The sequence below is a fragment of the Erythrobacter sp. S158 genome (assembly GCF_057364915.1).
On the sequence record NZ_CP200279.1, the window covers coordinates 2994084 to 3016448 of the forward strand.

20 protein-coding genes are annotated in these 22365 nt (G+C 62.4%); 5 read left to right on the plus strand and 15 right to left on the minus strand.

What is annotated here, in order from left to right; all coding sequences use genetic code 11:
• Positions 1–120: 120 nt before the first annotated feature.
• From AC0V6T_RS14695 to AC0V6T_RS14755, 13 genes are all read right to left on the minus strand, one after another.
• Complete coding sequence (locus AC0V6T_RS14695; RefSeq protein ID WP_486128075.1) at positions 121–1623, minus strand: surface carbohydrate biosynthesis protein; 1503 nt, start codon at positions 1621–1623, stop codon at positions 121–123.
• Positions 1620–3869 (minus strand): N-acetylneuraminate synthase family protein, encoded by a 2250-nt coding sequence (locus AC0V6T_RS14700; RefSeq protein ID WP_486128077.1) that lies wholly within the window; start codon positions 3867–3869, stop codon positions 1620–1622. The genes AC0V6T_RS14695 and AC0V6T_RS14700 overlap by 4 nt, the downstream gene beginning before the upstream one ends.
• Positions 3866–4549, minus strand: a complete 684-nt coding sequence (locus AC0V6T_RS14705) for an acylneuraminate cytidylyltransferase family protein (protein ID WP_486128079.1) — start codon at positions 4547–4549, stop codon at positions 3866–3868. The genes AC0V6T_RS14700 and AC0V6T_RS14705 overlap by 4 nt, the downstream gene beginning before the upstream one ends.
• Complete coding sequence (locus AC0V6T_RS14710) at positions 4546–5769, minus strand: hypothetical protein (protein WP_486128081.1); 1224 nt, start codon at positions 5767–5769, stop codon at positions 4546–4548. The genes AC0V6T_RS14705 and AC0V6T_RS14710 overlap by 4 nt, the downstream gene beginning before the upstream one ends.
• An 85-nt stretch (positions 5770–5854) precedes the next feature.
• Positions 5855–8113, minus strand: a complete 2259-nt coding sequence (locus tag AC0V6T_RS14715; protein ID WP_486128083.1) for a GumC family protein — start codon at positions 8111–8113, stop codon at positions 5855–5857.
• Positions 8114–8145: 32 nt separating this feature from the next.
• Positions 8146–8892: a polysaccharide biosynthesis/export family protein gene (locus tag AC0V6T_RS14720; RefSeq protein WP_486128085.1), complete on the minus strand. Its 747-nt coding sequence runs from the start codon at positions 8890–8892 to the stop codon at positions 8146–8148.
• A 46-nt stretch (positions 8893–8938) separates the two neighbouring features.
• A complete protein-coding gene (locus tag AC0V6T_RS14725; protein ID WP_486128087.1) occupies positions 8939–10372 on the minus strand; it encodes an O-antigen ligase family protein in 1434 nt (477 codons plus the stop codon).
• A gap of 9 nt (positions 10373–10381) precedes the next feature.
• On the minus strand, positions 10382–12460 hold the full coding sequence (locus tag AC0V6T_RS14730) for a polysaccharide biosynthesis protein (RefSeq protein WP_486128089.1): 2079 nt from the start codon (positions 12458–12460) through the stop codon (positions 10382–10384).
• A gap of 40 nt (positions 12461–12500) precedes the next feature.
• Positions 12501–13061 (minus strand): sugar transferase, encoded by a 561-nt coding sequence (locus AC0V6T_RS14735; RefSeq protein WP_486128091.1) that lies wholly within the window; start codon positions 13059–13061, stop codon positions 12501–12503.
• Positions 13062–13102: 41 nt separating this feature from the next.
• Complete coding sequence (locus AC0V6T_RS14740; protein WP_486128093.1) at positions 13103–14020, minus strand: NAD-dependent epimerase/dehydratase family protein; 918 nt, start codon at positions 14018–14020, stop codon at positions 13103–13105.
• A 23-nt stretch (positions 14021–14043) separates the two neighbouring features.
• A complete protein-coding gene (fabI, locus tag AC0V6T_RS14745) occupies positions 14044–14856 on the minus strand; it encodes an enoyl-ACP reductase FabI (protein WP_486128095.1) in 813 nt (270 codons plus the stop codon).
• 23 nt (positions 14857–14879) lie between these two features.
• Positions 14880–15977: a YihY/virulence factor BrkB family protein gene (locus AC0V6T_RS14750; RefSeq protein WP_486128629.1), complete on the minus strand. Its 1098-nt coding sequence runs from the start codon at positions 15975–15977 to the stop codon at positions 14880–14882.
• Positions 15978–16012: 35 nt separating this feature from the next.
• Positions 16013–17008 carry a DnaJ C-terminal domain-containing protein gene (locus AC0V6T_RS14755; RefSeq protein ID WP_486128097.1) on the minus strand — a complete coding sequence of 332 codons (996 nt, stop codon included), beginning with the start codon at positions 17006–17008 and terminating at the stop codon, positions 16013–16015.
• Between the two features lie 234 nt (positions 17009–17242).
• Here AC0V6T_RS14755 and pdxH point away from each other — a divergent pair, with 234 nt between their 5' ends.
• Together pdxH and AC0V6T_RS14765 are read left to right on the plus strand one after the other, a co-directional pair.
• The gene (gene pdxH, locus AC0V6T_RS14760) at positions 17243–17896 is read left to right on the plus strand and encodes a pyridoxamine 5'-phosphate oxidase (RefSeq protein WP_486128099.1); all 654 of its coding nucleotides are present in this window, start codon (positions 17243–17245) and stop codon (positions 17894–17896) included.
• Positions 17897–17903: 7 nt separating this feature from the next.
• The gene (locus AC0V6T_RS14765; RefSeq protein ID WP_486128101.1) at positions 17904–18710 is read left to right on the plus strand and encodes a PhzF family phenazine biosynthesis protein; all 807 of its coding nucleotides are present in this window, start codon (positions 17904–17906) and stop codon (positions 18708–18710) included.
• A 4-nt stretch (positions 18711–18714) separates the two neighbouring features.
• Here AC0V6T_RS14765 and AC0V6T_RS14770 read toward each other — a convergent pair whose 3' ends face one another.
• Entirely contained in the window at positions 18715–19851 is a 1137-nt protein-coding gene (locus AC0V6T_RS14770; protein ID WP_007165650.1) for a serine hydrolase domain-containing protein, read from the minus strand.
• 36 nt (positions 19852–19887) lie between these two features.
• On the opposite strand from AC0V6T_RS14770, the gene AC0V6T_RS14775 reads away from it, so the two are divergent.
• A complete protein-coding gene (locus tag AC0V6T_RS14775; RefSeq protein WP_486128103.1) occupies positions 19888–20247 on the plus strand; it encodes a hypothetical protein in 360 nt (119 codons plus the stop codon).
• 3 nt (positions 20248–20250) lie between these two features.
• Here AC0V6T_RS14775 and mnmA read toward each other — a convergent pair whose 3' ends face one another.
• Complete coding sequence (mnmA, locus tag AC0V6T_RS14780; RefSeq protein WP_486128105.1) at positions 20251–21423, minus strand: tRNA 2-thiouridine(34) synthase MnmA; 1173 nt, start codon at positions 21421–21423, stop codon at positions 20251–20253.
• Positions 21424–21579: 156 nt separating this feature from the next.
• On the opposite strand from mnmA, the gene AC0V6T_RS14785 reads away from it, so the two are divergent.
• Positions 21580–21978, plus strand: coding sequence for a hypothetical protein (locus AC0V6T_RS14785; protein ID WP_486128107.1), 399 nt, complete (start codon positions 21580–21582; stop codon positions 21976–21978).
• Complete coding sequence (gene sciP, locus AC0V6T_RS14790; protein ID WP_007165646.1) at positions 21978–22277, plus strand: CtrA inhibitor SciP; 300 nt, start codon at positions 21978–21980, stop codon at positions 22275–22277. The genes AC0V6T_RS14785 and sciP overlap by 1 nt, the downstream gene beginning before the upstream one ends.
• Positions 22278–22365 lie beyond the last annotated feature (88 nt).

The window sequence follows — 22365 nt, forward strand, 5'->3', positions numbered from 1 at the left end:
TATGCTCGCGAGCGCGCAGAGGCTGGAAGTCACGTCATCCCCGCAAAGACTTTGAAAGACGCGGCATTGTGGTGCTTGCGAACGGGCAAGCGCACAATTTGGCCGACTGGGGAGAACCTGTCAGCGCAGGCGTTGAGCTTCGGTGAGGCGGCATTCCGCAGGCTGCTTTCTGACCGGCCTTAGTCGCAGAGCCATCGTTGGGGCTCCTGATGCTGTTCGAACCGTCTCGACAGTCGCAGCATTCGTTTGATGAACCGAGGCGAAGTGCTCAAGGCGCGGGCGAACATCGGCCGCATCGAACGCCTTGAGCGCGCGAGATGGTTTGAGCGATTGCCGGACCTTCTCAACACACCTTGAACCGAGAACCCTGCCAGCAAGTAGGTTCAATCCCTTTCTTATAAGCCGATAGCTCGCGGCCTGCGCCCCTGAGTCAACAAGCTCCGCCGAACTCAAAGCTTCGGCGGCACGCTCAGCTGCTCTCGCGTCTAGGGGTCCGAAAAAAGGAGAGATGTCTTTTGCCTTGGATGTCGCTGCGAGTGTGGGTGAGCGATCAATGAGAGCCAGTGCATGCGCGAGGTCTCTTGCATTGTGGCTGACTTTCGTGGGCAGGCTAGCCATAGCCTGCAGCTGCGGATCGTTGATGAAGTCCAAGGAAATGGCTGGGATGCCGCAAAGACCGGCCTCTATAGCGGTCGTGCAATTGACGTGGAGCATGCAGTCCGATTGCAGCAGCGCGCTCATGGCGCTGTCTTCCCTCACCACCGCGACATTGGGATGCGCTGAGAAAGCCTTTCGATAGGGCTCGCATCTCTCAAACGGGTGAGGGCGAATGACAAAGGAGCGCGAGGGTCTGGCTTCTGCAAGTCTGCCAACAGCCACGATCATTCGATCCATCACGGTTCGGACCGATTTCGCCAGTTCTTCAACTTCATCTTGAGTGAAGCCGGCGCTGCGCAGTGCCTTGTCATCGATACGCCTGCGACCGGTCTGCGCTGGATTTACGATCGGGAAGTTGGTGTTGACCAGCACGCAGTTATTGCGAACGCTGCCGCGCTTGTATCGGCTTGAGGAGAGGTCAAACCGTGGCGCCCCTGATACCACGGCGCGCGAGGGGGCTAAGGCGGTTTTTTTCACTATCGCGTCGCGCAGCCTCTCTCCCCAGAAGAGGTACACCGATAGGCGGGTGTCGAGGCCGCTCTCGCGCAGATAGGCAGCAATCCCGCTTGCAGAAGTCGGTCCAGTTTCCGGCAGCAATCCGCCTTCTGTATCGAGCACCGCGAGAGCGATCCCCCGCGCCGAGGCTGCCTCGACGAGTGCCCGGTTGGCCGGTCGCACGTAGTTGAGCACAATCAGGTCAAGTTCGAGGTTGGGCAGGTCAAGATGCTGCGTGTAAAATGGCATGAGCACGACCTCATGTCCCCGCTCACACAGCAACTGAGCGAGCAGGCACAGGCCATCAAGGTCACGAAGCGGATGGTCGACGACCAGGCCAATCCGCCGCGGCTTTGCGTCCGCAGCGGCGCCAAGATTGGCAACCCCATGCGGAGGGATCGAACCGCTTGCTCCGGAATAAGCGGCGGTGCCGTTCGGAGCATCGAGGCAAAGCGAGGCAGTGGAAGTCAAAACCACGCCTCCAGCCGGTCGAGCGCGGTCCAGAAGCCGGCTCCACCATCCTTGTGGCCCTGCCATATCTCGGGAATGAAGCTTGCCTGAGGGGCGCACTGATCGAGGACATTTGCGACCATTCGAAAGTCGATCGTGCCATCGCCAATCTGCAACCCTTCGCCATCAACGCCAGCTGCATCGACGATATGCAGATGGCGAGTATAGGGGGCGACCCGCTTGAGAAAGCTTTCGAAGCTGGTCTTCAGATGCGTCGCCGCCAGCGCCGAGTGCGAGATATCCAGGCAGATACGAGCATCGTAATCCTCGCAGTACTTGGCGATCTCGTCGGCATGCAGGAAGAGGTTGTGAAAGCGCTGACCCCCAAAATGCCAGGGGAAGGGCGGCATTGTCTGCGGGATGATTTCAACCCCATCGGTATCCAGGTTGGCAATGGCGTCGGCAATCCTAGCATAGCAACCCGGCCGGTCCGCGTCCGGCATCGGACGGTCGGCAGTGAAGCCACCCGCATTGACGATGATCGGTATCTCACCGTCAGTGTTGAAGCGTTCTGAGAGAGTGCGGGTGACGTCGATCACGCGCTGCAATTCGGCAATGGACCGAGCGCGATAATTGGCATCATCCGAGCAAAGATCCAACACATGGTCGCCCGCAAACAGTTCGGGGGCGTGGACAACAAGATCAATGTCGAAATGCCGTGTGCCCAGAACCTCTTTGATGTCGACTTCGAGATCCTTGAACGAGAAGTGGAACTCGACAAGATCAAGCTTGGAGGCATCCACCATATGCGTCAGGTCGTGATATCGGACCGGCACGCCAAAGGGCCTCTTGAACGTGTAATCGCGCGCCTTTGTTCTTTCCTCGTCAAGGTCGCTTGGGAAGAAGAAATCGCCGGCTTTCATGTCGTGCTTGGCAGCGCAGCCTAGAAGGTCTTTGCGACGGTATGGCTCAAGCCCCTGTCCCGGGCTGCGCACGGCGAAATCCTCATCACAAAGCATCGCGCCGCGCATGATCGGGCGCGCGGCGACGAGGCTTTTGCCTAACACTTCGCGGTTCATCATCTCGCCCTGAGTGACGACGCGCGGACCGCTTGAGCCCATCGCGGTCTCTACCTCGCGCACCTGTTCGACCATCGCCTTGAACTCGGCCGGGAGCAGGCTCACGCGGTGATCGTTGCCTTCCATGCCGCGATCGAGCGTGAAATGTTTCTCGACCACCTTTGCTCCACGCGCGACGGCTGCAACGGGAACATGGTATCCGCGTTCATGCCCGGAATAGCCGACCAGGCCATTCGAGAGCTTGCCCAGCCGTTCCATGAAAGACAGGTTGATGTCCTTGAACGGGGCGGGATATGTCGAATTGCAATGCAAGAGCACAAACGGCGATCCGTGGCGCCGAAGGAGGTTCGCCGCGTCTTCTATCTCGGCCTGGCTTGACATGCCGGTTGAGCAGATGAGCACCTTGCCGGTTCGCGCAAGGGCCCCCAGCAATTCGTGGTTGGTCAGGTCAGCCGACGCCAGCTTATAGGCGGGCATGCCATAGTCTTCGAGGATGGAAAGGCTCGCCTCGTCCCACGGCGTGCACAGCGGCTGGATACCGACCGATTTGCAGTGATCGAAGGCCTCCAGCATCTCCTCGTTGGTAAGCTGCATGCGCGCCAGAAGGTCGAGCGTGTACTGAGCGCCCAGATCCGCGCTCTGATCGCCGGCATCACCTCCGCCCCGGTAAAGCGAGGCCATGTCTCGCATCTGGAACTTCGCGCAGTCGGCGCCAGCTTCGGCGGCAAGCTCGATCAGGTCCTTGGCCAGATCGAGGCTCCCATTATGATTGTTGCCGATTTCCGCGATGATGTAGCACGGCTCATCCTCGCCAATCGAGCGCGCGCCGATCGAGATCCGCCGCGCATCCTCCCAAGCGACGGCAACCACGCGGTCCTGTGCATCAAGCACCGGCACGAAGCTCACCCGGTCTGAGAACATCGCCTCAATTGCGCCATCATCCATTCCGTCGCGCGCGGCAGTGAACCGCGTGTTGGCGACGCTGAGCGCGGTCACATCGAAATCGAACCGGTCTGCCTCCACCAGCCAGCGGCGAACATCGCCGTCGGTCAGCACCCCTTCAAGGCGACCAGACTGGGAGATGCACAAAACGCTGCCTCGGCGATTGTCGCTGATCTTGCGAAGCGCCACCAGAAGATCTTCTTCGGCAAAGACCACATAGGGCCGCAGGTTGGTGTCTATAATCATGCCGGGATCGCCTCCGACATCAGTGTTTCGAGCAGGCGGAAATCGGCAAGGCTGTCTATTTCGAAGCCTTCCTCCTCGCTGGTTTCTAGCAGCGCGATTTTGCCGCCGAGACGATTGCGCTCCCTGACGAGGACGTCGCGCCGAGTCAGATAGAGCGATCCCGTTTCCCGGTAATGGCGCTTGTCAGGGGCGATGTCCTGACGTCGCGGCCGGTTGTCATAATCGTAGAGCGCACGCACCGGCGATTGCCGCCAGAAGAAGGCGTGGCTCTCTGTTACGGTGAGCAAGCTGTCCGCTTGCTCGGAATTGAGCTGGGCGAGGGCGCGGGCACTCATCTCACGGGCGCGTAGCGGGGAGGTTGGCTGGAGCAGCGCAACACAATCGTAGCTGCGGCCCATATCCTCCATCGCCTGGAGAGCGTGAAGCATGACTGGCTCGGTTGGAGCCGTGTCTGTCGCGAGATCCGCAGGTCGCAAAAACGGCACCTCTGCCCCGCACCCGCGCGCGATTGCAGCGATTTCGGGCGAGTCGGTGCTTACCACGACATCGGCGATCGCATCGCAATTGACTGCATGCTCTATCGACCAGACGATCAGCGGTTTGCCAGCGAGAATGCGAAGGTTCTTGCCCGGAAGACCCTTTGATCCACCGCGTGCTGGAATGATTGCGAGTACTCTCAAAGCGTCTCTCCATCCGTGGAACTGGGAGTGGTTGCCCGCTCGAACCGGGCGCTTTCGATCAGGACGCTGATCGCTTCGCCGTTCGCGGCGATGGCAAGTCTGAGCGATTGGTATGGGCAGCCCGGTGGAACGGTGATTGTGAGGGCGGCGCCGGGCAAAGCGATCAATGCCTGCGCTGTGCCGGCGGTCCACTCACGGCCCTCAGCCAGGCAGACAGTCTCGAGCGAGAGCCGCCCTCCTTCGCCGCGCAGATCGCCGAGCGACAGGCCCAGCACATACTGGCCCGGATCAAGCCGGGTGATTACGCGCGCTGCTTCGCCAGACCTGTGTGCCTGGGCAAACAATTCGACAGCGCGATCGCGCGATCCGACCTGTCTTGCACCTGTGTCGATGTTGTCGATTTGTCGCCAATCCAGCGGGGGAAGCCGCGTGTTGATCAGGCTGCCCGGGTCTTGGGGCTTGGGGGAATAGGCTTCGTATGCGCCGAACGCTCCATCGAAATCGCGGCTGCCGGCAAGGCGGTCAACCAGTGGAGCGCCGTAGTCGATCGAGCGCGCGCGCGACCCTTTTGGAAAGTGCCGGGCGATGCGTGCGAATAGCGATGCTGAACCGCCTGGCCCGATGGCATGCTGGGCGAGTCTTTCTCCCCAAGCAGGGTCGCGCTCCAGAATTTGCCGAAACGCCGGCTCGAAGTCTTCGAACCGTGTTGCGCTTAAAAGCAGCGGGAATATTCGATCATCCAGTGAGCGGGAAATGACGAGCGCTTCATCCAGCGTCTCAAGACCGCGTTGCAGGTTGCCATTTCGAAATTCGAGTTCGGCAGTGTGCGCAGCGGCGCCAACATCGCGCCGCGAAACTCGGCGTGATAAGGTGAGCAGGCTGCGCTGCTGAGTGCGAGAGGGGCTGGCGATTGCAAGTTGGCGCAGGGCACCCGGCGAATAGGGAGTGTTCGCCAAGCTCGAACGGGCACTTGCTTCAAGTCGCGCCCGAACGTTCGGCGAAAGACTGTCTAGTCGTGCAGGGAGCGAGGCGAGCTCAGTCGGCTCGCCCCCGTGTGCAATCGGCGCTGCCGTGGCCTGCAGAGATTGGGCCAACACCGCGTCAGCTGCCTTTACCTTCGCCTTGGCATGCGCCGGATAGAGCTGATGAGCTGCAACAGGGTCGGTGGTGACCAGTGTATTGGCAAGCGACAGGGCGCCGCTCACAAAAGCGAGCGGCATCAGGAACAGGGCCGTAACCGCGACCCGCCTCGGTCGCAGTTGCGGCGCGCCAAAACGCTTTGTGCGAAACCCGCTGGAGGCGCGCTCAGGCTGCACCGCGCTCATCCTCCAGTCGGTCTGAGTAGGAATAGGAGTAGCTGTACCCGTACCCGTAATGCGAGGATCGCTGATCGAGTTTGGTAAGGATCGCGCCGACAATTGGCGATCCGGCTGCGGTCATCCGCTCAAGCGCCGAATTCAGACCACGCACGGACACACGTCCAGCCTCGGCGACGAATATGACAGCCTCGACCGCCTGGCTGACCAGGGGAGCATCTGCGAGCCCGATTACGGGTGCCGAATCAACGATGACGTGATCGTATTCCTTCGCCATTCGCGCCGTAAGCTCTCGCAGCCGATCGCTCGAGAAAAGCTCCGCTGCGCTGGGAACGCTCGGGCCCGAGGCCATCAGGTCGATATTGGGACGAACGTTCTGGATCAGAGCGCCGACTTGTTCATTTCCGGCAAGGTAATTCGACAGGCCGACCTTTCGGTGCGTGCCAAGATATGCGTGCGCCGACGGATTGCGCAGATCGGCATCGATCAAGAGCACCCGCTTGCCCATTCGGCCAAGCACAAGCGCGAGCGCCAGCGCGCTCAAACTTTTGCCCTCGGCCGGTTGCGAGCTCACCAGCATGAAGCTTTTTGGGACGCCTTGTGTGGTCGTGAACGCAAGGCTTGAGCGGATCGCGATATAGCTTTCGGCAATTTCGGTCTTGGGATCGGCGACCAGCTCGACCGGATCTTCATGATCCGGCACCTGCGGGACACTTCCAAGAAGGGGAATGCCGAGCGCTTCGTGCACCTTGCTTGGGTCACTCAACCCCTCGGTGCTCTGTTCGAGAAGGAAAACCAGTCCGCCAGCGCCGATTGCGCCTGCAACCAGAGCCAACGCCATGTTCAGCAGCAGGTTTGGCGAGGACGGGCGCTGGGGCGGCTGGGCTGTATCGATGACGGCGATATTGCTGGCCGAGACCGCGGCCACTCCGATCTCTTTGTAGCGTTGAAGCAGGCTGTCGTAGAGTTGGCGATTGGTGTCGGCTTCGCGCTGAAATATGTTGTACTGGATCGCGTCGCGACGCTGCGACAGCACCTGGCCGGACAATCCGGCGACCCTTGAGCGCAGCTCTGCTTCGCGCCTTTGAGCGGCGATCAAGGCTTCATTGGCAGCACGGCTGATCCGCGCTTCCTCGCCAAAAATCGCGCTGTCGAGTTCGGCTATCTGGTTTTCAAGAGCCAGAGCGCGCGGATACCCGGGCTCGAACTGGACCATCAGTTCGGCAAGCTCTGCAGCGCTTACCGCACGCTGTTCGCGGAGCCGGGCGAGGGTGGTGTTTGTCTGTGCAGACCCGCTATTTCGCGCGAGAGCCTGCGCTTCGACGCGCTCACCGGTTGCGGCGATCAGCTGAGCGTTCAGTCCCTGAAGGTTTTCAGATGCCAGCGTGTGTTCGCGGATCTGCGCTGTGCCCTGACCGCCGCTGTCCGATGTCAGGGTGATGATCCCCTGCTGCGTGGCGAAGTCGACCAGCGCTCGCTCGGATTGTTCGACCTTTGCGCGGAGTTCATCGAGGCGGCCTTCAAGGAAGTTGCGCGCCTCGGCAGTGGAGTCGAATTTGCGCGCAATCGACTGCGCGATGAATTCATCGACCCAGACATTGGCGATGCGGGCTGACATCTCGGGATCGTAGGAGGAATAGTCGAGGTCGATCAGCGATGAGCCGCGGATCGGATTGACCGAGACGTTTTCGAGGAGCGTCTCGATAGCGATGCGTTCGCGAGCACTCACGTTGCGGCGCGCATCCGTGAGCGGGGCGCTCGCGGCTCTGGAGCGTGCGTTCACCTGATCCGACTGTGCGAGTGACGATTTATCGATGGCAGCCGGATCGATGCCATGCGCGTTCCAGAAATCTTCGTTGCGATCGAGCCTCAGGCCTCGCACGACCCGTTCCGCAAGGGAGCGCGCTTCGAGCAATTCATATTGTGTCTGATAGAATTCGAGGTCGCGCCCGGCATTTTCGGATTCCACGCCTTGGACATTGGTCACATTGGCTTGTTCGCGGCTGACCTGAACCTGTGTGGTGGCCGTGTAGGTCGGGCGGGTCAGCAAGGTGATGACGAGCGCCGCCATCACTGCTGCCAGGATCACGGCCAAGATGACCCATTTGCGCCGCCGTAGCACGTCGAGATACTCAACCAGCACCGGCCGCATGCCACCTCTTTCTCCACTGGCAGAAAGGTCTGGGGGGAGCAGGGCCGCGGGCGCTGCGAGCGGGCGCATCGGGACGAGATTGGTGCTGTCGGTCATGATTGCCTCACCGGCCCGTTCGGGCGCACTTGTTAGTTCTGCAACAGTGCGATGATCGGGGCGGTCAGCAGCGGAGTAGCTGCAAGGATGTCGCGGAAGAGGCGACGCGAATTGGATTCGCCCACCACCACGACGTCACCGGCGTAGATCTCGGGATCGGAGTAGATGCCGCGCCTGATCGCACCCAGATTGTAGAGCGCGGCATAGCGTTGTCCGCCTGCCTCTCTGAAGACGACGACGTCATTGACCTTGGCAAATTCGGTAAGGCCGCTTGCCGTTGCGACGCCCTGCATCAGTGTCATCCGTCCGATCACCGGGTAAAGCCCCGGCTCACGCACCTGACCGTCGACCGTGACCACCTGGCTGACGGTTTCTTCAAGGTTCACCGTGACCTGGGGGTTGCGGATGAATTGTGCGCTGAGCGCGCTTTCCAGTTCGGCTTCGATTGCGCTTGGCGTTTTACCTGCCGCTTCGAAACTGCCCACGAGCGGAAACGACACCCGCCCGGCAGCGTCGACTTGCACTTCGCGGTCGCTGAGCTCCTCGATGCCGAATACGTCGATCCGAAGCTTGTCGAATGGACCGACATGGTAGGGCCGCGCCGAATGGCTTGCGGAGCCGGGCACGGGCGTGGGCAGCTGCGAGGCGGAGACGACATCAAGCCCCGGAGCGCCGCCAAGGGGCGGGGCCGATGCGCAGGCTGCGAGCAAGGACGATGCGCACATCAGGACGCCAATCCGTGTGAAAATGCCCTTATGCGATGCCGGTGTCGTAGCCATGATGCATTCCCCCTCGGTCAATCCCGACCGCGAGGGCGGCCATGGATCATGCCGCCAGTTTCGCGGCAGGTTCGGCTGTGCGAGCCGTCTGTTTGAGCGGGCGCATCGCCGATGCATCAGGGCTACTCTCTGGCGCTCGGCCTGCAATCCAGACCAGCGCCAGAATGGAGACAGTCGCGAGCGATGGAGTTCGCAAGGGGTAGTCATAAAGGCACGCCAGGGCGATCAGACCGACAGTGACCATGCCGAGGTGACGCAAGGTGCGGTCAGCCCCGGAGCTGTGCGCAAATGCGCGCAATCCCCTAAGCGAAAGCCAGCAAACACCACCCACAGCAAGTAGCGCCGCGGGCAGCCCTCCGGTCAGCGCGATCTCGAGAAAATCGTTGTGCGCGTGATTGATGTAGGAAGGACCCAAAGTGGAGGAAGTCTCACCCGCTTCGAACACTTCAACAAAGGTGCCGATGCCAGAACCGACGGGGAAATGCTCCGCGGCAAGCTCAATCACGCGAGGCCAGATTCGCATCCTTAACTCATCGTCCGCGTTGCCGCCCGTGATCAGCCGTTCGATCGCATTGTTGCCTGTCAGAACGCCTGTGAGAGCTGCCAGCGCAAGGGTTGCTGAAGCTGCGGCGAACAGTCCTAGTACGGTTCTGCGCGAGCTCTTCCTCGCCCCATCGGCTGGGCGCGCACTGCTGTGAAACCACCAAGCAGCGCCGAGCGACAGGAGGCCCAAGGCTAGGCCAGCACGCGACTGCGTGATGATCACGAATGGCACAAGCGAGAGCGCCCCGAACAGTGCAATCACCGGCAATCGCAGCGCATGCCGTCGCTCGACGGTGATCAAGCCTGCAAGCCCGCCAAGCACTGCGATGCCGATGGCGAGGAACACCGCGTTGTGATTGCGATTGGCGAACAGGCCGACTGCGGAATCGGCATTGGTGATCCGGTAAAGATAGAAGGCATTACCGGGCCCTCCGATCACCTGGAGCAGGCTTACGAAGGCGCTGGCAAAGGCGAGCAGCGCCAGCGCGAGCGCGGTCAGGCGCAATTGGCTGCGCGAAAGACTAAGCGAAAGCATCAAGGCCGCCGCCGGAACCGTGAGAGAGAACAGGCTGTTCATCGTGCGGTGCGGCACGAGACTTATCGGGCGCCATTTGTCCTCCAACCCCGTGGCAGCGTCGATCGCGACGGCAAGCTCACGGCCGGGGAGTTGGTGCCATAGGGCTGGTGGCAGTGGGACAAGGTGAATTGCTGTCAGAGCGATCCAGGCCGCGGCGAGCGCTACAAGGCCCTTGTTCGCTCGCAGCTGGTCAGGATCGAGGATGGCAATCGCGTAGCCTAGCACCGCGATAGACCCGACCCGCAAAACCGCGAGCGATCCAATGTCGGCCCGCGCGCCCCCTCCAAGCAGGAACACGAAAGCAAGGTAGAAGAGCATCACCGCCAGCGGTGGCGAAATTGGCGCGGCTCTTGGCATCATCGAGCGTTTCTAGGCCTGCGTCGGCTGTTGGTTTGGAGCGTTGACAACGGCCCCGCCGGCGCCGCGTGGAGAGCCGCTCTCGAGCATTCGCACTACTGGCCGGGAATAGGGTCTACCCCGCGCAGTCCGCTCTTGGGCCGAGAGGCGCAAGGTCGGCGCCACAATTCGCAGCGCGCGTTTGCAGGCGCCGACATCAGCGCGCGCGATCGCGATCTCGATTTGTGACAGCACCTGCGCGACTGTTGCCGCATGAGGAGCTGTGTCCGCACCTTGCATGATGCGGGGGTGTTCGGTCGCTGCGGCGGCTGCGTCGATCAGCAATTCCTCGAAGAGCTTTTCACCCGGCCGAAGTCCGCTTTCGATAATAGCTATGTCGCCAACAGGATTAGCAGCATCGCGCACAGAAAGGCCGGACAGACGCACCATCGAGCGCGCGAGATCCCAGATCTTCACGGGCTCGCCCATGTCGAGAAGAAAGACCTCGCCCCCTCGCGCCATCGCGCCGGCCTGGATGACAAGCTGCGCAGCCTCGAAAATGGTCATGAAATAGCGCGTTACCTTGCGGTCGGTGACCGTTACCGGCCCGCCCGCTTCGATCTGGCGTTGGAAAGTCGGGACGACCGAGCCGCTTGATCCCAAGACATTGCCGAAGCGCACGATAGCAAAGATTGCAGCCCCGCGGCAGCGCGCAAGGTCCTGAAGGACAACTTCGCACAAACGCTTGCTCGCACCCATGACATTGGGAGGGCGCACCGCCTTGTCAGTGCTGATGAGCACGAAACGCTCTACGCCATGCCGCTGCGCGGCCTCAGCCATAAGGCGCGTTGCAACCACGTTGTTTCGCACCGCCTCGAGGACGTTTTCCTCGACCAGCGGGACATGTTTGTAGGCTGCCGCATGGAAGATCGCATGCGGGGTAAACTCGGCAAACAGCCGATCGACAGCACCCGCCAGTGAGACGTCGGCAAGGCGTCGATACACAGTGGGCCGCGTCGCGGAGTCGCGCGCGGCAAGGCTCGCCTCAAGCTCACACCCGATGGAGAAGAGCGCAAATTCGTTCGCCTCGACGAGGATCAGCGCTGCCGGGTCCTGCGCGAGGACTTGGCGGCAGATTTCTGAGCCAATCGACCCGCCAGCGCCGGTCACCATCACGACTTTCCCTGAGATTTCACGAGATAGCAGGTCGCCATGCTCGGGCACGGCCGCGCGTCCGAGCAGGTCTTCGATCGCGACCGGGCGCAGCGCAGCAGCTGAAATCCGTCCATCCATCACCTCGCGCACCGGCGGCAGGGTCTGCACGTTCACGCCCATCGGTTCGAGCGCTGCGATGATGTGCTTGCGCCGTGCAAAACTGATCGCGGTGATCGCGATGACGATATCGGTGACGCCAAGCTGTTCGACGAGCGTGCTGGTCTGCGACGAGTGATAGACCCGCGCGCCGTTGAGAAAATGCCCGTCCTTGGCTGGGTCATCGTCGACGAACCCGACCACGCGCATGGCGGGCTCTGCAGAAAGCGACGAGGCAAGCTGCTGTCCTGCCGCGCCTGCGCCGTAGATGATGACCCGTTTGACGTTTGCATGGCTCGCACGCGCGCTGAACAGGTCGACCAGCACGTAGCGCCCGACAATTCGGGAGAGGGTGACGGCCATGAAGAACAGGAGCGGCGCAAGGATCGCGAGGGTGCGCGGGATGCCGTCGTGAGCGACCACCATAAAGCCCGCGATCAGCGGCAGTGTCACCAGCATCGCCGACACCATGAGGGACACAATCGCCCCGCGCCCTGCAAAGCGAAAGATCGAGCGATAGGTGCCGCGCCGCAGCGCTATCGGAAACCAGAGAGCGGTCATGGCAAGCGTGAGGAGCGCAAACCCCTCTCCCGGAACGTGGAATTCCCCGAGCCTCAGCGAGAAAGCGGCCCAGACTGCGAGAGCAGCGAGGCACACGTCCAGCGACATGACCGCAAGTCTCTTGAGCCGGCGAGGCCAGAGCATGGAGCCGGCTGCGAGGTTGACCCCAACGTCGACAAGCGCCGACACGCGCGCCTCAAGCGCGCTCGCCATATCGCCCGTTTTTGCGCTGCTTTGCATGATCTGCCCCCTTCCGGCGCCCAAGGTGCAAGTGTCGCGCCTAGTGCTGGATGCTGTCGGCGCGAACCACCTTGACGAATGTCAGAGCCAGAATGCGACAATCGAACAACAGGCTCTGACGCCTGTGATATTCGCCATCTAGAGCGACCTTGCGTTTGAGTGTCAAAACGTCGCGCCCGTTGACCTGCGCCCATCCTGTGATGCCCGGAGTGAGCGCGTACGATCCATTTTCTCTGCGCATTTCAATAAGATCGCCTTGATTGAACAGGGCCGGGCGCGGGCCGACGAGGCTCATGTCACCAACGAGAACGCTCCAAAGCTGAGGCAATTCATCGAGGCTTGTGCTGCGCAGAAAGCCCCCGATCCCGGTCAGAAGGCTCGTGCTGTCTTTAACCAGATGGGTTGGTAGCTGCGGCGCGTCTGTCCGCATGGTGCGAAATTTGGGCATTGCAAAAAGGCGCGCGCTGCGACCGTAGCGCTGTGACCAGAAGAGCGCGGTGCCGGGGGAATCGAGCCGGATCGCGATCGCGATCAGAACCATCAGCGGAGCGAACAGAAAGAGACCCGTCGCAGCAACGATGATATCCAGCAAGCGCTTCATTTCTTTGCCCTTTTGCCGTTGGCGCCCGCAGCGCCCTGCGGTTAGGCAAAGCTCAGCGTAAGCGCCTCGTCCATGTGGACCCGCGGCTCCCACCTGAAAGTGCGGGCAAACCTCGAGCCATCGAAAGCGGCGTTGCCAACCAGGCTGCTTGCCCTCTCGCCCAAAGCGGCGCGCGCAAGTGGCTGCACGAGCGGTCTTGGCCAGTTCCACACGCGCCCCGAATGGCCGGAGAGCGCGGTAAGCTTTCGATAGAGGGTGCCTACGCTGATCGGGACGCTGTCGGTCACGATAAATGATCCGTTCTGGTGGGACCGGGCGCTTGTCACGACGGCGTCGGCGATATTGCCGACGAACGCGATGCTCCGCGCATTGTCGATGCGGCCGATGGGAAAGGGCACGCCAAGCCGGGCAGCACGCGCGAGCATTGCAAACCATGCGCCCACGCCAGGGCCATAGATTGCGGGCGGACGCAATGAGATGACAGAGAAGTCCTCGCTCGCCAGCTCGGCAAGCGCCCTGTCAGCCGCCAGCTTGGCCTGCCCGTAAGGTGTGGTGGGGGAAGGAGCGCTTTCATCGTCGAACACCTCACCCGGCGCGGTTGCACTGGCAATCGCGGCAACCGAACTGACTTGAACGAACCGTCCAACCCCGGCGTTGCGCGCGGCCTTGGCCAGTTGGACCGGCAGTTCGGCATTCATCGCATGGAAGGCGGCCCGAGCCTTGGCGGGGTCCTCGCGCTTCAAGACGTGGACCCGCGCGGCGCAGTGAATCACCGCGTCAACGCCTTCAAAGTTGAGACTAGACCCACCTAGCAAGTCTCCGCTCGCCTGCACATCGCCGGCGCCCGGCACAGCCGCGCCCGCACGGCTGGCAGCGATCATGTGGTGTCCGGCCTTGGCCCCGCTCGCAACGACGGCGCGGCCCAGAAAGCCGCTCGCTCCCGTCACCAGCAGGCGCATGCCGCGCGTCGTTCCTTATGCGCTCAGGATACGGCGATATCGGGTGCGTCGACCTGCTTCATGCCGACAAGGTGGTAGCCCGCATCAACGTGGTGAACCTCTCCCGTGACGCCTGAGGACAGGTCGGAAAGGAGATAGAGGCCAGCGCCGCCCACATCGTCCAGCGTGATGTTGCGGCGAAGCGGTGCGTTGAGCTCGTTCCACTTGAGGATGTAGCGGAAGTCGCCGATCCCGCTCGCCGCAAGCGTCTTCACCGGCCCTGCGCTGATCGCGTTCACGCGGATGCCCGAGGAGCCGAGATCGTTGGCGAGGTAACGCACGCTCGTCTCCAGCGCCGCTTTCGCAACGCCCATGACGTTGTAGTGCGGCATGACCTTTTCCGCGCCGTAATAGGTTAGCGTCACGATCGAGCCGCCGCTTTCGGGCATCATCTCGGCCGCGCGCTTGGTCACCGCGACCAGCGAATAGGCCGAAATGTTCATTGTCATCAGGAAGTTGTCGAGGCTGGTATCGACATATTTGCCGCGCAGCTCGTTCTTGTCGGAAAAGCCGATGGCGTGGACGACGAAGTCGAGGCTGTCCCAGTGCTCCTTCAGCGTGTCGAACGCCGAGTCGAGTGAGGCCATTTCCGACACGTCGCACGGTATCGTGATGTCGCTGCCTAACTGTTCGGCGAGCGGCTTCACGCGCTTGAGCAAGGCTTCGCCCTGATAGGTGAAAGCCAGCTCGGCGCCCTGTTCGGCGAGCTGCTTGGCAATGCCCCAGGCGAGCGACTTGTCATTCGCAAGCCCCATGATCAGCCCGCGTTTGCCCTGCATCAGCCCTTGACCCGACATCTGTGTACTCCCTTTTGTCGCCCTTACTCGGGCCTTCCGTGCGCGCCTGTCTTCGCAAGCCCGGCGCCGATTTGCGCACCCGCATCGGGCCTTGCTGCATCGGCCGGCACGATCGAGCTGTCCTTTTCCGGTTCAGCCAGCGCCGCATTCAACTCTGCCCCGATAACGAGGCCGAGGCCAACGAGCCAGAAAAAGAACAGTGCAATGATGATCCCCGCCATGCTGCCATAGGTGAGATCGTAAGTGAAAAAACTGCGCATGATCGGCGGCAGCGCGATGGTGACGCCAAACCACCAGACGGCGGTGAACAGCGAGCCGGGCCACTTGGGATAGACCTTCGCGCGGTATTCAGTCGGCGTCAGCGTGTAAAACAGAAGATAAAGCGAGAGCATCAGGCCCGCAGCCGGAACGACCCGCGACAGCCGCAAGGTGCCGAGCGCTTCTAGCAATTGCGGAAAGCGCTCCATGATGACGACCTGTGCGGTCCCGATCATGACCTGCGCAAACAGCGAGGCCATCAGCACCACCACCGCGCCAAGGATAATCCCGGCAGAAAGCAGGCGATAACGCACGAAGGAATGGCGCGCGCGTGTGCCATACGCGCGGCGCAGGATGTCGCGGATTGATTCGATCAGGCTCGACACGGTCCACAGCGCAACCGCTGCACCGAACCACAAGAGCCAGCCGGTCCGCGCATAGACGACGTCCTCTGCAACCGGCGCAATCACCTTTGCCGCGCTGGGCGGCAGGCCCGCCACAACCGTCTGCACCATTGAAACGGCGAGATCGCGCCCGCCGAACAGCTCAAACAGGGCAGCGCCGAGGATGAAAAACGGGAAGATCGCCAGCATCGAGAGATAGGCGAGGTTGCCCGCGTGAATGAAGCCGTCCTGCCACGTCCCAACCAGCGTGCGACGCACCGTCTCGTAGATGCGCGTTCCGGGGCCGACGTGGTGGAGGATGAACCAGAACACGCCCGGCTGGCGGGGCGCCGGTTCACCCGGATCGGAGAAGAAAGCCTGCCGTTCGAGCGCGCGGACGCGGCGCGCCTCGGGCGAGAGCGAGCGGACTTCCGGCCCGCTCCACGGGTCGTCATAGACCTGCAATTGCTCTGGGCGCATCGTCACGAATGCTTCGCCTTTCGCCCTCTAGGCTCTCAGAGCCCGAATTTCTCGCGCGGTTTGGCCGGATCGGTCCAGTCGCCGAGACGATCCTTCAACCCGTCCAGATCCTCTGGCATCTGGATCTCTAGCGTGACCAGCTGGTCACCCCGCGCCGGTCCGCCATCCTTTGCCTTGCCGCTTTTCTTGGTCCAGCCCTTGCCGGACAGACGCATCACCGTGCCGCCATTTGCTCCCGGCTTCAACGTCAGCATCACCGGACCATCGACCGTCGGGCATTTGACTTTGCCGCCGTTGACCGCCTCGTCGAGCGTGATCGGCAAGTCCATGCGAATATGGTCGCCATCGCGGCGGAAAAAGGGATGCGGGCCGATTTCGACCATGACGATCCCGTCGCCCTTGCCGCCCGGGCCGTCGTGGCCCTTGCCCTTGAGACGCATCTGCGTTCCGTCTTCTACACCGGCTGGCAGTTTTAGGCTGATCGCCTTGCCATCGGCCAGCGTGATCCGCTGATCGCGGCCTGTCGCCGCATCGACGAAGGGAACCGCCAACCGGTATTGAATGTCCGCGCCCCGTTTGGGTGGAGGTGTCGGCCGCGCGCCGAAGCCACCGCGCCGAGGTGGCGGGTCATTCTGGCGCGCGCGTGTTCCGAAGAGCCCTTCGAACAGGTCGCCAAGGTCCATGTCTTCTGTGCCGAAGCCGCCGAATTCCTGGTCGCGATAGCCGCCGCGTGGGCCGCCCCCTCCATAAGCGCCGCGCGAAAAGCCTCCACCGCGCCCGCCACCCATGCCCGCAAACGGGTTCATCGGGTTGCCGTCGGCGTCGATCTCTCCTCGATCGAACTGCGCGCGCTTGTCCTTGTCCGAAAGCAGGTCATAGGCCTTGGTCGCCTGAGAAAACTTCTCGGCGGCCTTCGGATTTTCCTTGTTTCGGTCGGGGTGGAATTCCTTGGCGAGCTTGCGATACGCGCTCTTGATCTCTTTTTCGGACGCAGTGCGCGCCACGCCAAGGGTGGAATAAGGGTCGGACATCGTGTGTTAGCTAGGTCAGACAGTTGGAAGGTGCAAGCGGCAGCTTGGAATCGGGAAAGATGTTCGTCTTTCCTACTCGCGAGAACGTAGATAGCTGAAGTTAAATGTCGATCGCCCGATCATATTGCAAGCCGCGCCAAGGTGACACTTTTCGCAGCCAAAGTAACACTTTGCGGCTTTTCCCTCTGGACCGTGTAACATGCGGTCCACTTCTCAAGTAAGGTGTTGAAATCAATGGGAACCTCCGAAGCGCTCAACGACGCACAATTGGCCGACAGTGTCATCCCCGCAGGCGCGGACCCGTATGCCTTGTTCGATGAGTGGTTTGCCGAGGCCAAGGAAAGCGAGCCCAACGATCCCAACGCCATGGCGCTTGCGACCGCGACGCCCGATGGCAGGCCCTCGGTGCGCATGGTGCTCCTGAAAGGGCACGGCGCGGATGAGCGCGGCTTCACCTTCTTCACCAACGCCAACAGCCGCAAGGGCGGCGAGATTCGCGCCAACATGCACGCCAGCCTGCTGTTCCACTGGAAGAGCCTGCGCCGCCAGATCCGGATCGAAGGGCCCTTGGTCGAGGTGACGCCTCAGCGCGCCGATGCCTACTTCCACTCGCGCCCTTACAAGAGCCAGGTCGGCAGCGCGGCGAGCGACCAGTCGAGCCCGCTGCCAGAACGTCAGGACTACCTCGACCGGGTTCAGGAACTGTGGGGAAAGCACGAACAGGAAGGCGAGGTTCCGCGCCCCGATCACTGGACTGGCTTTACGCTGCGGCCTGAGGCCATCGAGTTCTGGATCGACCGCGACAACCGCCTGCACGACCGCCGCCGGTTCACGCTCGAAGGCGCAGGCGACGCGCTCAAATGGACCGACACCCTCCTCTACCCGTGAGACCTCTATGACCCAATCGATCCCCTACTGGCACGTCGATGCCTTCAGCGCGAAGCCGTTCGGCGGCAATCAGGCGGCTGTCATGGTAATGGACGAATGGCTGCCGGACGAAACGCTAGTCGCGATTGGCGGTGAGAACCTGTTCGCCGAGACAGCCTTCGTCATCCCCGATGCCAGCGGCGAGGCCGACTGGGAGCTGCGCTGGTGCACACCGACTTGCGAGATTGCGCTGTGCGGCCATGCGACGCTGGCGAGCGGGCATGTGCTTCTCACCCATCATGAATGGGGGAAGGGCAGGGATCGCGTGACCTTCCGCACGCGCAAGTCCGGCGTCCTCGAAGTGCGGCGCGATGGCGAGGGCTATGCGCTCGCGCTGCCAGCAATCGCAACCGAACCGGCGGAGCATCCGCAGGCCTCGGCGCTGATGGGGGCTGAGCCGCAGAGCATTCACCGATCCGAGCTTGGCTACAACATCATGCTCTACCGCAACGAGGCGGAGGTGCGCGCGCTCACCCCTGATATTCGCGGGCTGGAGAAGCTGGGCGCAGACCAGTTCATCGCCACCGCGCCCGGCGATAACAGCGACATTGCCAGCCGTGTCTTCGTGCCGGGCGGCGGCGTCGACGAGGACAGCGTTACCGGCTCAGCCCACGCGGCGCTTACGCCATATTGGGCAGCCAAGCTTGGCCGCGACGCCTTCACCGCGCATCAGGCAAGCCAGCGCGGCGGTGATCTGACGCTCAGGCTGGACGGCGACCGAGCATGGCTCGGCGGGCCTTGCGTGACGGTTGTGGAAGGCCGTTTCCTGCTTTGAAGCCTTACCTTACGGGATAAAGCGCCATGACGTCGGCGGCTTCTTGGAGCATCCGCGGGCGCTCTTCGCTGGTCGAGTGGCCGAGGCGAACGAGCGTCAGGCGCTGATCGGGTGAGACCAGCACGTACTGACCCATATGTCCGATCAGCGAAAACATGCTCGTTGGCGCGCGGTCGGGGAACAGTGGGTGCGGCCATTCGAGGTCGGGCTCGGGGCGGTTGAGCCAGATCTGGTAGCCGTAATGCTCGGAAACCGGGCTCGGCGTCAGCATCGCCTCTACCCAGCGGCGCGGGACCAGCTGCTCACCGCTCGGCGCCTGCCCGCCAGCGCGCAGGAACTCGCCAAAGGCCGCGTAATCGCGCGCCGATGCGTGCATCAGGCTGCCACCGATGAGCGTACCCGACGCATCGAACTCGGGTACGATGGAGGACATGCCGAGCGGCGCAAACAGTCGCTGCTGCAGGTAGGACGCGACCGCCTCGCGCCGCGCGGCGGGCTCTTCGCTGTCGGTCAGGGCGCGAGCCGCGATGTCAGCGAGGATGACGGTGGTGTTGGACGAATACTCGAACCGCTCACCCGGCTCCGCTTCAAGCGGCTGCTCCTTCGCCCAGCGCGCCATATCATCGCGCCCGTCGAGGAACAGCATCCGCACCTCCGAGCTCTCATAGGGAGGATCGCCCGCCTCGGTGTGACGCAGCCCGGCGCGCATCTGGAGTAGGTGGCGCAGCGTGATGTCCGAGCGCGGATCGCCGCTGCGCTGCCACATTGGGACAGGTGCAGGCTCATCAACGCTGAGGAGGCCATCGGCCACCAGCATCCCGATCAGTACGGCAGTGACGGTCTTTGCCATCGACCAGCTGATGTGGCGGGTCTCCTCGTCATAGCCATCGGCATACCGTTCAGCGGCGAGCTTGCCGTCGGCATAGACCAGCACCGCGCGCGTCTCGCCGAGCCCCTCCTTGGTGAAAAGCTCGTCCACGGCGCGGGCCAGCTGGTCCTTGGGAGCGCCAGCATTGTCAGTCACGGCGGCAAGCGCTTCGCCGGTCAGCGGAGGCAACTCGGATGGCGGACCCTCGCCACACGAAACGAGCACTGGAATGCAGGCGATGGCGGCGATAGAGGAAGCGAAACGCGTGATCATGGTCACGCTCAATCGAACAAGGGCCCGGACAAAGCAATGGCAAATCGCAGGCCAAATTCAGGAGCCAAGCGCTCGCTCGCATCGCGCCTAATCCTCTGGCTGCTCGTGCTGGCCGCGATCGGGGTGGCTGCGGCTGTGTGGGCCAATCGCGCACCCATCGAAGGCTATGCCAAGGTCGGCACGTCCTATGCCGCGCGGGTTGCGTGTTCGTGCCGCTTCGTTGCCGGGCGAAACCTCGAGGATTGCGAGAAAGACAAGCTTGCAGGGATGGAACTGGTCTCGCTCAGCGACGATGCCGATGCGCGCAGCGTTACGGCGAGCTTCCCGCTGGTGACGGCCAACACCGCCACTTACCGCGAAGGCTATGGCTGCGTGCTGGAAGAGTGGGAAGGCTAACGCTTAAGAGGCGACCGAGGTCGTCGCATCGATCCAGCCGCCACCGATCACACGATCATCGGCATAGATCACCGCCGCCTGGCCCGGTGCAACGCCGAACTCTGGCTGCTCGAAGTGCAGCGTCACTGTCGCGCCATCGCCCAGATCGCCCTCGAGCGTTACCGGAACCGGCTTTGCGAGGCTGCGGACTTTAGCGGTCAGCTGCGCTCCATCAGGGATCGCGCCGATGCGGTTGGTCTCGATCACTTCCGCGCTCTCGACCCCGAGCATGCGCTTGGGTCCGACTCGCACCTCGCGCGATGCGGCGTCCAGCGAGATGACATAAAGCGGTTCGGGCTGACCGCCGATTTCCAGCCCTTTGCGCTGGCCGACCGTGTAATGGATGATGCCTTTGTGCTCGCCCAGCGTCTCGCCGGTCGCGGCATGGACGATAGCGCCCGGTACTCCGCCTTCGGGGCGCAGCTTCTTGACGATGCCGGCATAGTTGCCGTCGGGCACGAAGCAGATGTCCTGGCTGTCGGGCTTTGCGGCGTTGCGAAGGCCAGCGGCCTCGGCGAGTTCGCGCACCTTGGTCTTCGGCAGTCCGCCAAGCGGGAAGCGGATATAGTCGAGCTGCTCCTGCGTCGTTGCATACAGGAAGTAGGACTGGTCGCGGCTCGGATCGTTGGCGCGGTAGAGGTGAGGGCCGCCTTCGGCCTCGACCCGGCGGACATAGTGCCCGGTCGCCAGACAATCCGCGCCCAGCTCGCGCGCCATGCGGAACAGGTCGGTGAACTTGGGGCCCATATTGCAGCGGATGCAGGGGACGGGCGTTCGGCCTGCAAGGTACTCGTCGGCAAACTGCTCGACCACATCCTCGCGAAAGGCGCTTTCATGGTCGAAGACATAATGCGCGATGCCAAGCCGGTCTGAAACAGCGCGCGCATCGGCGATGTCGTCGCCAGCGCAGCACGCACCCTTGCGACCCGTCGCGGCTCCATAATCATAGAGCTGCAGCGTGATGCCGATCACTTCCGCGCCGGTATCGGCGGCGAGTGCCGCGACCACGGACGAATCGACCCCGCCGCTCATCGCGACCACGATCCGGCACTCGGACGCAGGGCGCCGCAGGTCGAACAAGGCGGCGGAGTCCAGCCCGAACGGGCCGGTCGTTTCAAGGGCAGTCTGGGTGTTCATGATTGGCGCGCCATATAGGGGCAAGCGCGCCGGATCGCCAGCCTCGCTGGTCGCGGGTGGGGTCTGACTGCTTGCTCAGAGCGTCTGCGTTCTTCCTAAGCATTGGTAAAGGCGGGTTTTACCTGATCTTGACGACCGGTCCTTATAGCCGCCCGCATGTTCGAAAATGCACAGCCAATTCAACATGCAAGCGAAGACCGATTCGTGCGTGCCGAAGCGGAAGTATCCGCCGCTGGCGGCTCGGCCTTGCGCATGATGGACTGGAGCGAACTGACCGCCCGGCTCAACGCTGCGCGCGATATTCGCCATGTCCTCAGGCGCGATGCGTCACGCAGCATCGAGGCCTCGGCAAACTGCTTTGCCGACGCTGCGGCTCGCTATTTTCGCACTAAGGAAGAGGGGGAACGAGACGTTAACCCTGTTGCTTTAGAGCACAGCAAAGGCTCGCCCGGCATTGTCCCCGAAAGTCAGGGGGTTCCGGCATATCAGAGGCTTGAAGACCAAGACCAAGTAAATCCGGGGCAAGCTGCAACAGGCGATGCGAGAGAAGATTGATGATTGAGAACCAGGACATCCGCCCGGCACAGGTGATTGGCCCCCTCGGCGAGCCGTTGACGATCGACGACCTGCCTTCGCCCAATACCAAACGCTGGGTCGTTCGCCGCAAGGCGGAAGTGGTCGCAGCGGTGAATGGCGGCCTGTTGACGATTGACGAAGTGCTTGAGCGCTACGGCCTCACGCTTGAGGAATTCGCCTCGTGGCAGCGCGCGGTGGACCGTTCAGGTATGCAAGGTCTGCGTGTGACCCGCATTCAGCACTATCGCGACCTCTACGAGCGCCAGCTCAAGTACTGACGCGCGGCGCTCGCCTGGCGCCCGATCTCTACAATCCGGAACAATCCCGACCGCTTCTTGTTTGAGTGGCAAGAGCCATTGCGTCTAT